Source organism: Pirellulales bacterium (assembly GCA_036490175.1).
Classification (GTDB): Bacteria; Planctomycetota; Planctomycetia; order Pirellulales; family JACPPG01; genus JACPPG01.
The window spans coordinates 1-10385 of record DASXEJ010000300.1 but is presented as its reverse complement, the minus strand read 5'-3'; the positions used below and the strand labels follow the sequence as shown (position 1 = coordinate 10385).

Below are 10385 nucleotides of genomic sequence, written 5' to 3'. Positions count from 1 at the left end.
TCGGCTTGAAAGCCGCCACCCGATGATGCGACCAAGCATGCCGCCTTAACAATCAGCTCCTTTCCATGATCGTTGACGTTTTGCGCGATCGGCGCCAGCGCGGCGACGATGCTGTGCGGTGCTGCCGTGCTATCTTTCATGGCGAGCTGCACCTCGTCGGGTGCAGGCGCCTGGCCGGTCAACTTCTGAAAAATGGTCCGAATACGGTCCATTTCCTGGTCACCGATCGGCCCGTTGATCATCGTCATACTTGTCATCACGCGTAGCATCGCCCGATGAAACTCGGCGACGAAGTCTGTTTGTGCCGCGGCCGGATCGAGGTGCAGCACTTCAGGCTTGAACGTGCCTTTGCAGCCCCCGCATTCGACGTATTCCCCAATGGTTCCGAGTGGGATCACGGGAATAAAATAGAGAGTGAAGAATCTACGCACGCGCTTGTGGGTGTACGAGCTTTGACCGCGGCAACTAGGGCAGTAGAAATTGCCCGACGCCGCCGAGGAAGTAACACCGCGGGTCCCAAAAACGATCATTGCCCACCTCGCTTTTGATGAACGCAGTCGCGGCGTTACGGTCGATAGCCCGATGACACGACCGCGGCGTTTTGGTCGCTGCCGCCAAGCGCGACGGTGCGATTTCTTGCTCATAGCGGTGCGAAACACGTCGAACGGTCGGCGCACGCAGCAACTATCAAATCCAAGAAACGATACAGCCCGGTCCCGCCATAGAATTGTGCCCAAAAATCGGCGGTAACGCGAACCAGCATAGCGAGGGGGTATGCCGTTGAGAAGATAATTCTCTGAATTCCACTCAGCCGCTACCCGCCGTAGCCGCTGTAGCGTTTGAAGCCCAGTCGCAGCACGGTTCGGCTGGCGATGAAGAAGAACACGACCCAACCGGCTTGCACGGCCAATCCCCACGCCAGGTCGCTGCCCGTGACCTTGCCAAGGAATACGGCCACCGGGAAATAGGCCATGTACGGGATCGGCAGCAGGTCGACCATTTTGCGCGCGAGCTCGGGCAGGATGTCGATCGGGAACATCTGTCCGGAAAAGAAAAAGCTGAACAACTGATAGACGAACAACAGCGAGCTGACTTCCAGGATCCAGAAGCCCACCATGCCGAGCGTGGCTTCCAGAAAAAAGCCGAGCAGGAACGACATCACCAGGGACAGGATAAAGGCGCCCATCGTCATGGCATCGGGCCAGCCTGCAAAGAAGCTGCGGCATAGATAAAAGACCAGCGCATAAGGTCCGATGGCGATGGCGTAGTACACCAGTTTGTGCGCCACGCGCCCCAAGAGCAAAAAGCCAATCATGTCGATCGGCTGGATCATAAACTTCTTGATCTCGCCGTTACGGATTTGCAGGGCGATGGTCGAAGCCAGTCCGGGCATGCTCGAAAAAGCGCGGCTGACGTTGGTCAGCAGCAGGTAGGCGATCATCTCGTTGTACGTGTAGCCGGCCAACGTCGAGTTATTGCGCGCCGCGTACACGGCGCCCCACAAAAACACTTGCGTCACGAACGGCAGGAACCGCATCAAGGTGCCGAGCGCGAAGTCGCCACGATAGACCAATCGCTCTTCCAGGCAGATCCGCAGAATCGTCCACCAGGTCAGGGCTCGGGCGTACACGGGCAGTCGGCTCCCCAAATTTGCAGTTACACCACGCGGGCGGCGGCCTGATCGATCGCTTCCTCGTTGGCCGCGTGCTCGCCGGCCGTCGAGAACATTTCCGCGATCACATCTTCCAGCGGCGGGTCTTCCACGCTCACGTCCTCGATGGCCTGCTGCGCCAGGATGTTGGCCAGCACCTCGGCCACCGCACGCCGGTCCACGCGCAGCTTGACCTTGGGAGCCTGCTCTTCGATGACTTCGCCATAACGAGCCAGGTCGCTGGGCATGCGATCGTCACCGTCGGCGAACTGCAGGGTGACAACCTTGTGATGGCTGAAACGGTCGATGATGCCGGCCAGCGACCCGTCGTAAATAATCCGCCCGTGCGCGATGATCACCACGCGTTTACACAACGCGGCCACGTCTTTCATATAGTGGCTGGTCAACAGGATCGTGATCTGTCGCAACTGCTGATAGTGCCGCAGGAAACCTTGAATGTTGTGCTGCGCGATCACATCCAGTCCGATCGTCGGCTCGTCAAGAAACAATACTTCGGGGGAATGGAGCAGAGCCGCGATTAGTTCCATTTTCATCCGCTCGCCCAGCGACAGCTCGCGCACCGGTTGGCCGAGCAGTCGGCGGACGTCCAGCAAGTCGACCAGTTCGTCGCGGGTGCGCTCGAAGCGCTCCGGTTCGATCATGTAAATCTGCTGGTGTAGGCGAAACGATTCCTGGGCAGGCAGATCCCACCACAGTTGGTTCTTCTGCCCCATCACCAGGGCGAACCGGCGGCGGTACGGGTTCTCGCGCTTCCAGGGGACAAAGCCCATCACGTGAGCCGCTCCGCCCGAGGGAGTAATCACGCCCGACAGGAGCTTGAGCGTGGTGGTCTTGCCGGCTCCATTGGGGCCGAGGAAGGCGACAAACTCACCCTGCTCGACTTTCAGGCTGATACCGCGCACCGCTTCGACCGTGCGATATTGCCGACGGAACAATCCTCGCAACGAGGCCCCCAGGCCTTCACGCTTCTGATAAACCCGATAGGACTTCGACAGCCCGTCTAGCTCGATAATTGCCATGCAGGGGGATTATAGAGTCACGGCGTCGAAAATCGAACCGAGGGCACGAAACGGACTTTTGCAGGTCTGTACCCAAAGATGGGCGGACTCTGGGTCGCTCGCCTGGCACGGATCGCAGGGCTGTCTCGCCAACCCGACGAACTTTGCGGGTCAAGGCGGGTGTGCGAGCACGCCTTCTTCCATCGTACGGCGGCCCAGACAAGCTCAGACGAGCGCGGAAAGGACAGTCCCTTCGGGCAGCAATTGCACCGGGCGGCCAGACAGATCGTGGACGGTCGAATGCGGATCAATTCCCAGAAAGTGGTACATCGTGGCAAAGATGTCGCCCGGGCTGACGGTACCGCTCACGGGACTGGCGCCCTGAGCATTGCTGGCTCCGTAGGCTCCACAATGGCGCAGCCCGCCGCCGGCGAGTAGCACCGAAAAGACGTTGCCCCAATGATCGCGACCGGCGTTGGCGTTGATGCGTGGTGTGCGACCGAATTCGCCGATCAGCAAAATGAGCACGTCATCGGGCAGACCACGCTCGTCAAGGTCCGTAACGAGCGCCGCTAGGGCCTGGTCTAGGGGGGGCAGCTTGCCGCGCATGGCCTGTTCGATTCTGTCGTGATTGTCCCACCCCACGTCGTGTACGGTGATGAAAGGAACTCCGGCCTCGACCAGCCGGCGCGCCAAGAGCGTACACTGACCGATGCGTGTACGGCCGTATTGCTCGCGCATGGCCGTGCTCTCGGCGTCGATTTGGAAGGCGCTTTGCGCCCGAGCGCCGGTGATGAGATGAAAGGCCTGCCGCGTAAAGGCATCGAGGCCCGCCATCTCGCCCCGCTGGTCTATGTCGCGTCGCAAGCTGTCTAACTTGTGCACCAGAGCCAGGCGATCGTCGAGGCGCACGCCCTCTAATCCGTTTTCGATCGCCAGGTTCGGAACCCGAAACTGCGGCCGATTAGGATCGGCGAAAACATCGAACGGATTGTGCGCCACGCCCAGATAGGCCGCGTGACGATAGGCATACCCGCCGCCACGATTCGACAACGTCATATAGCTGGGCAACTCGCGCTGGTCCGAGCCCAATAAGGCCGAGACGACCGCACCGGTGGCAGGCTGGTCGTTACCGCCAGCCGCACGATTGGTCCCGCCGGGATAACCCGTCAGCATCCAGTGTTGACCCGTGGCATGATCGGCCGTGCCGTGCGACACGGCGCGCAAGGCGGTTAGCTTATTGGCGATTTGCGCCTGGCGCGGCAACTGATCGGAGAATTGCACGCCAGGTACCGCTGTATCAATGGCCGAGAACGGTCCGCGAATTTCCCGCGGCGCGGCCGGCTTGGGATCGTACGAGTCGTGGTGCGTCAGACCCCCTTCCAAATAAAACTGTATGACAGCACGCGGGGGCCGATTTTTCGCGTCACCCGCTTGTGCTCGAGTCCGCAGCAACGTGGGGAGTGAAAGACCGCCCGCCGCCAGCGAGCCGATCTTGAGAAACGATCTGCGCGATACGCCGGCACACAGTTTCGATCGTTGCTGGCCAAGATCGATCATGCCGAGAAACCTCGCCGCCGTTTGCATCAACACCCATTTATGCTTACAGAGCCTAGCCTTTGGGATCGGGGCGTGTCAATTCCGGGGGGTTGGCGACATCGCTAGTGGCGAGTTTGCGAAACCTGCACCGAGACGGCGCCGGCAGCTTTGTCATCTCAAATCGCCCAGGTAAATTAGGGGCATGAAGTCCATCTCGCGAATCATGAATGTCGAGTGCAAGGCCGGTGGAATCTCGGGCCCGGCGCGCATCGGGAGAGTTACATTCTCGAAGACGGGAAAGACGATTTACTACCAGGGCAAGCGCTTCCGCAGTTTGAAGGGGGATGGATTCAAAGCAAACTACTATGAAGTGGAGTCGGGCGAGGAGTACTGGATCAGCGGATGCAAGAAAGGTGGGGGAGATCGGCTGTATTCTGGCAGCATCGAAATTGACGACGATGCGCGAGAGGAATACTGGCGCGTCATCCGAGGCCTGCCAGACCGCGCGCACCTGCGAGTCATCGGTCGTCGCGGTAAATACAGTGTGACCTAGGTGTCAACTTGCGCGCCATCCTCTCTCGCTACCTCCAATCTGTTTTGAGGAGGAATACCTTTGCCGGCGAATTCCGTATTGCGCCATCAAACGAGCCCTTGGCCTCGTCCTCGCTCGCGTTGTCCCAACCGAGCTGTTTCGCTATAATCCGCCACTTGCGGCAGTTGCGCAGAATCACCTAAACCGCTTGCGGAGAACGAGCTACGCCAGGCACCCGAATCGGCATCGGCCACGACACCCATCGGCTCGTCCCGGGCGGGCCGCTACGGCTGGGGGGAATCGATGTCCCGCACGACCACGGGGCGTTTGGGCATAGCGATGCCGACGTGCTCCTGCACGCTGTCACTGATGCCTTGCTCGGCGCCGCCGCCCTGGGGGATATTGGCGAGCTGTTTCCCGATACCGATCCGGCCAATCGTGGGCGGGATTCGGCCGAGATGCTGCTCAAGGCATTAGCGTGCGTCACGGCAGCCGGCTTCCGCATTCTGAATCTGGACTGCATCGTATTCATCGAGCGGCCGAAACTGTCACCCTATAAGGAGCAGATACGCCAGCGGCTAGCTTCCCTACTTGCGATCCCGCCCAATTGCGTTGGGGTCAAAGCCAAAACCGGCGAGGGCGTTGGCCCTGTCGGCCTGCGGGAAGTCATCATGGCCGAGTGTGTCGTATTACTCGAGCAATGCTGACCACCGAAACCGCCTCCCAGCCCAAGACTTCCTCCACGAACACCATGTCGATCCGCGTCTACAACACGCTCTCGAAGACAAAAGAGCCCTTCGACCCGGTGGTACCCGGCAAGGTGGGCATTTATCTGTGTGGGCCTACGGTCTACAAGCCCAGTCATATTGGACACATGGTGGGACCGGTCATCTTCGATGCCGTGAAGCGATACCTGGTGTATTGTGGCTACCACGTCACGTGGGTGGTCAACATCACCGATGTCGACGACAAGTTGATTGTCGAATCGAAGAATCGTGGCATGACCATGGCTCAGTTGGCTGAAGAGATGATCGCCGACTACATGGACAACCTGGCGGCGATGGGCGTCGACACGGTGGATCATTTTCCCCGCGCCACGGCGACGATTGACGAGATCATCGCCCTGACCCAGTCCCTGGTCGACAAGGGTTACGCCTACCAGGCCGATGGAGATGTCTATTTTGACGTGGCCCGCGACGCGGACTACGGCAAGCTCAGCAACCGTTCGATCGAGTCGATGCACGGAGACGGGGGCGAGATGGCGGGCCGCAAGCGGGCCGCGGCCGACTTCGCCTTGTGGAAAGGGGCCAAGCCGGGTGAGCCGTCATGGGACAGCCCATGGGGCAAGGGGCGACCGGGCTGGCACATCGAGTGCTCGGCCATGAGCCGCAAGATCCTCGGCGAGACGTTCGATATTCACGGCGGGGGATTAGATCTGGTCTTCCCGCATCACGAGAACGAAATTGCCCAGAGCGAGTGCGCCCACGGCAAGCCGCAGGCCAAGTACTGGATGCACAACGGCCTGATGCAAGCCTCGAACGAGGTCGGCAAAGTCGGCGGCCGCGCCACCCGCGAAATCGATGCCGGCGATCAGGCGGCGCAGGAATCGGGGAAGATCGGCAAGTCCAAAGGCGCCAGCCCATTCCGCGATCTGTTGAAAAACTACGCCGGCGAGACGATTCGGTTCTTCCTGCTGTCGACCCATTATCGTCGACCGATCGACTTCAGTGACGAGCGCATTTCCGAAGTCGAGAAGGGCCTAACCACGTTCTACCGTTTTTTCCAGCGCTACGAGCGCGTGACGGGCGAGAGCTTCTACAAAGTTGAAGTCCCCAAATCGCGCACTGCGGCCGATGCGGCGGCGCTGGACGCCGCACGACCCGACGTCGCCACGCTGCGCGAGCGTTTCCTGGCTTCGATGGACGACGATTTCAACACCGGGGGTGCCATCGGCGTGCTGCACGAGCTGGTTACGGCGCTGAACAAGTTTGTCGATGCCGAGAATCTCGAAGGAGCCGGCAAGTCGAGCGCCGTGGCCGTGGCTGCGCTAAAGGCAGGCGCGCGAATCTTGCGAGAATTGGCCGGCACGCTGGGATTATTCCGCGCGCCGCCAGCCGCCGCCGCGCCGGCTGATGCCGGGCTGACGAGCCAATTGATCGAGCTTTTGATCGCGGTGCGGGCCGAATCGCGCAAGGCCAAGAACTTTGCCATGTCGGACCAGATTCGCGACCGCCTGGCAGGGCTCGGAGTCACGCTCGAAGACCGCCCCGACGGCACCGGCTGGACGATTCAGCAGAAATGATGAAGGCGGGCACACAACCGACGGACGCGGGATGATGATCGCTGAATGAACGCGTTGTTCGAGCCGTGTGGGCAGTTTGTTTTCTTCGTTCAGCATTCCGCACTTCTCGTCGAGCGCTTCCTGGCAGGTCTTGCATGGCGACTGTGAATTCCGTTCCGCCGCGAGTCCTTGGCATCGACCCTGGCCTGAACACCACGGGCTACGCGGTGCTCGAAATAGCAGTGCGCGGGCCGAAGGTGTGCGAGGCTGGCGTCATTCGCGGACGTACGCGCACCTCGCTGGCGGCGCGAGTGGCCGAGATCTTCGAGGGCGTGGCCGAAGTGATCGCTTCGCTCGGCCCGTGCTGCATGTCACTGGAAGAGCTCTATTCACACTACAAGCGGCCGCGGACCTCGATCTTGATGGGACACGCCCGCGGCGTCATTTGTCTGGCTGCCGCGCAAGCCAGCATTCCGGTGGTGAGCTATAGCGCCACGCGCATCAAGAAAACTCTGACCGGGGCGGGCCGGGCGTCGAAATCGCAAATGCAGCGCGCTGTGGCTCGCGAGTTGGGCCTAACCACGGTGCCGGAACCGCACGACGTGGCCGATGCCTTGGCCGCGGCGCTATGCCATCTTTACACGCAGCCGGAATGGACCGCGATCTCCCGGCGTCGTGCGTGATCCGAACGCGTATCGCGCCTAAGCTTTCTCTACACCCTGACGAAACTGACTCGCCTGTGATCACAAAAATAACTGGGAAGCTGCTGTCCGTTTCCGAAGATGTCGCCAACCTGCGATTCGGCGCCTTTGACTTCGAGGTGTTCATTCCCGAGTTCGCGCGGCGGCAATTGCAGCATCGCGTGGGCGAGGAAATCAGCTTGCACACGATCGACTATCTAGAAGGCAACCCAATGCAGGGACGGATGACGCCCCGCCTGATCGGCTTTCTGAGCGAGGTCGAGCGCGAGTTTTTCGAGCTGTTCTGTTCCGTCGACGGGGTGGGTGTGAAGAAAGCCCTGCGGGCCATGGTACGGCCTGTGCGCGAGGTGGCTACGGCGATCGAGGAACAGGATGCCAAAGTGCTAGCAAGCCTACCCGGCGTGGGACCCGCGACCTCGGAGCGAATCATAGCCAAGCTGCGGCGGAAGGTGCCGAAGTTCGCGCTGCTGGTAGCGCGCGAAGAAGCCTTCGACACGATCGAAGAGCACGACCTGGTGCACGAGACGTTCCAGGTGCTCAGGCAATTGGGCCACTCCGAGGCCGAAGCCCGCCGACTGTTGGACGCCGCCTTGGCCGGCAAGAAAAAATATGGCGACGTGCAGGCGCTGCTGCAGGCCATCTATCAACAGCGACTGGGAAAGTGAGGAAGCACAGAAACATGCAGACTCGCCACGGAGCCACTGAGGCACGGAGAAGCCAATAAAATAAGTCGCGGCGGCGGTCAGAGTTTGCGATCTCCATCCAATCAGTGTCATTCGTTGCTTTCGTGGATCCGAGGTATTTCTTCTTGGTGCGTGCGTGGTGAGTCCGATCACGGTTTGCTATACTCGCGCCATTAGTTAACACCCGTTCACCGCATGTCCGGTGAGCCTTGTTACGGAGGGCTTTTCCCGGGTGCGCGAGCCAATTCTGCAAGCCAGTACCGCGCCGGAAGTGCGCGAGCCGTTCGCCGAAGACCCCGAGGATCGTGCCCTGCGCCCGCAGCGGATGCGCGACATGGTTGGCCAGCGCGAAGTCTGCGAGCGCTTGGCTATCGCGCTGGATGCAGCGCAAAAACGTCGCGAGACACTCGGGCATATCCTCTTTGATGGCCCACCCGGTTTGGGGAAGACCACCTTTGCTACGGTCATTCCCCGCGACATGGGTGTCGGCGTGCAGATCGCCAGCGGCGCGGCGCTAATGGCTCCCAAGGACGTCGTACCGTACTTGACCAATGCCGAAGAGGGCTCGGTCCTGTTTATCGACGAGATTCACCGCCTGCCCAAAGCCGTCGAGGAATTTCTCTATCCGGCCATGGAGGATTTCCGCATCGATATCACGCTGGGCGAGGGGGTGAACGCCCGCACGATCAACATGCCGCTCAAGCCGTTCACGCTGATCGGCGCTACGACGCGCACCGGCATGCTATCGGCGCCCTTGCGTGATCGGTTTCAGATGCGCGAGCATTTGGATTTCTATTCCATCGAGGAGCTGACCGAGATCGTCCGTCGCAGCGCGGCGAAGTTGCGGGCGGCAATCGATGATCAGGCGGCCGGCGAGATCGCGGTGCGCAGCCGCGGCACGCCCCGCCTGGCCAATAACCGCCTGCGCTGGGTGCGCGACTATGCCACCAGCAAAGCCGATGGCCGCATCACGCACGCCCTCTCGAAAGCCGCTCTCGAGATGCAGGCCATCGACCACCGCGGCCTCGACTCGCAGGATCGCAAGTATCTCGACACGATCATCCGCATGTTTCACGGCGGACCGGTCGGTGTCGACGCCGTGGCCCACACGATGAACGCCGCGCCCGACACGCTGGAAGACGAAGTCGAGCCGTTTCTGTTGCGCGCGGGCCTGGTAGTGCGCACGCCACGCGGCCGCCGCGCCACACCCGAGGCGTACGAACACCTGCACGTCACCCCACCGGCCGATGACCAACCGCGGCTGTTTTGACGTAGCGCTTTAACGCTCAGCTTGGTCGGATGCTAAGGCATCGTCAGGTTGCACGTGCCTACGCCAAACTCACCGTCACGGTCTTCGTTTCGGTGTAGGCTTCCAGGCCCCTTTCGCCTAGCTCGCGGCCGATGCCAGACATCTTGAAGCCGCCGAACGGGGCGGCCGTGTCGAAGACGTCGTAGCAGTTGATCCACACCGTGCCGGCCCGTAGCTTTGCCGCCAGGTGGTGGGCCTTGCTAATGTCGCGGGTCCAGACTGCTGCGGCCAAACCGTAGAATGTGTTGTTGCCGCGCTCGATGATCTCTTCGGCGTCTTTGAACTTGAGCACCGACAACACAGGGCCGAAGATCTCGTCCTTGGCGATCGACATCTCGTCGTTCACGCCGGTAAACAGCGTCGGCTCGATGAAATAGCCACGATTGCCGACCCGATTGCCGCCCGACACGCACTGCGCTCCTTCCTTCTTGCCCAGGTCGATGTAGTGCATGATCTTGTCGAACTGCGCCTGATCGATCTGCGGGCCTTGCTCGGTGGCGGGATCGAGCGGATTGCCCACGCGGCGGGTTTTGTTCATGGCAGCGATCTTGTCGATAACCTTGTCATAGACCTTTTCTTGCACGAACAGCCGACTGCCGGCGCAGCAGCACTGGCCCTGGTTGAAGTACAGCCCGAAGTGCGTTCCGACCGCCGCCTGCTCCATGTCGGC

Annotated in this window: 11 protein-coding genes; 6 read left to right on the top strand and 5 right to left on the bottom strand. The window is 60.9% G+C overall.

The genetic code is table 11. The annotated features are described in order from the left end of the window. From VGG64_22725 to VGG64_22710, 4 genes are all read right to left on the bottom strand, one after another. The coding region (locus tag VGG64_22725; protein HEY1602435.1) for a zinc ribbon domain-containing protein at positions 1-530 on the bottom strand (530 nt) is incomplete at its 3' end. A 284-nt stretch (positions 531-814) separates the two neighbouring features. Then, entirely contained in the window at positions 815-1630 is an 816-nt protein-coding gene (locus VGG64_22720; protein ID HEY1602434.1) for an ABC-2 family transporter protein, read from the bottom strand. A 26-nt stretch (positions 1631-1656) separates the two neighbouring features. After that, positions 1657-2691 carry an ABC transporter ATP-binding protein gene (locus VGG64_22715; protein HEY1602433.1) on the bottom strand — a complete coding sequence of 345 codons (1035 nt, stop codon included), beginning with the start codon at positions 2689-2691 and terminating at the stop codon, positions 1657-1659. 204 nt (positions 2692-2895) lie between these two features. After that, a complete protein-coding gene (locus VGG64_22710) occupies positions 2896-4230 on the bottom strand; it encodes a DUF1501 domain-containing protein (protein HEY1602432.1) in 1335 nt (444 codons plus the stop codon). A 181-nt stretch (positions 4231-4411) separates the two neighbouring features. On the opposite strand from VGG64_22710, the gene VGG64_22705 reads away from it, so the two are divergent. The 6 genes from VGG64_22705 to ruvB all read left to right on the top strand — a co-directional run bounded on the left by VGG64_22705 (position 4412) and on the right by ruvB (position 9676). Next, complete coding sequence (locus VGG64_22705; protein HEY1602431.1) at positions 4412-4762, top strand: hypothetical protein; 351 nt, start codon at positions 4412-4414, stop codon at positions 4760-4762. Positions 4763-4980: 218 nt separating this feature from the next. Next, positions 4981-5448 carry a 2-C-methyl-D-erythritol 2,4-cyclodiphosphate synthase gene (ispF, locus tag VGG64_22700; GenBank protein ID HEY1602430.1) on the top strand — a complete coding sequence of 156 codons (468 nt, stop codon included), beginning with the start codon at positions 4981-4983 and terminating at the stop codon, positions 5446-5448. Further along, positions 5442-7043 carry a cysteine--tRNA ligase gene (gene cysS, locus VGG64_22695; GenBank protein HEY1602429.1) on the top strand — a complete coding sequence of 534 codons (1602 nt, stop codon included), beginning with the start codon at positions 5442-5444 and terminating at the stop codon, positions 7041-7043. Before ispF ends, cysS begins: the two co-directional genes overlap by 7 nt. 134 nt (positions 7044-7177) lie before the next feature. Beyond that, positions 7178-7705, top strand: coding sequence for a crossover junction endodeoxyribonuclease RuvC (locus VGG64_22690; protein ID HEY1602428.1), 528 nt, complete (start codon positions 7178-7180; stop codon positions 7703-7705). Between the two features lie 56 nt (positions 7706-7761). Next, positions 7762-8388, top strand: a complete 627-nt coding sequence (gene ruvA, locus VGG64_22685; protein HEY1602427.1) for a Holliday junction branch migration protein RuvA — start codon at positions 7762-7764, stop codon at positions 8386-8388. 289 nt (positions 8389-8677) lie between these two features. Then, positions 8678-9676: a Holliday junction branch migration DNA helicase RuvB gene (gene ruvB / locus VGG64_22680; GenBank protein HEY1602426.1), complete on the top strand. Its 999-nt coding sequence runs from the start codon at positions 8678-8680 to the stop codon at positions 9674-9676. A 58-nt stretch (positions 9677-9734) separates the two neighbouring features. Here the strand turns inward: ruvB and VGG64_22675 are convergent. Further along, positions 9735-10385: aldehyde dehydrogenase family protein (locus VGG64_22675; GenBank protein HEY1602425.1), on the bottom strand; the 651-nt coding region annotated here is incomplete at its 5' end.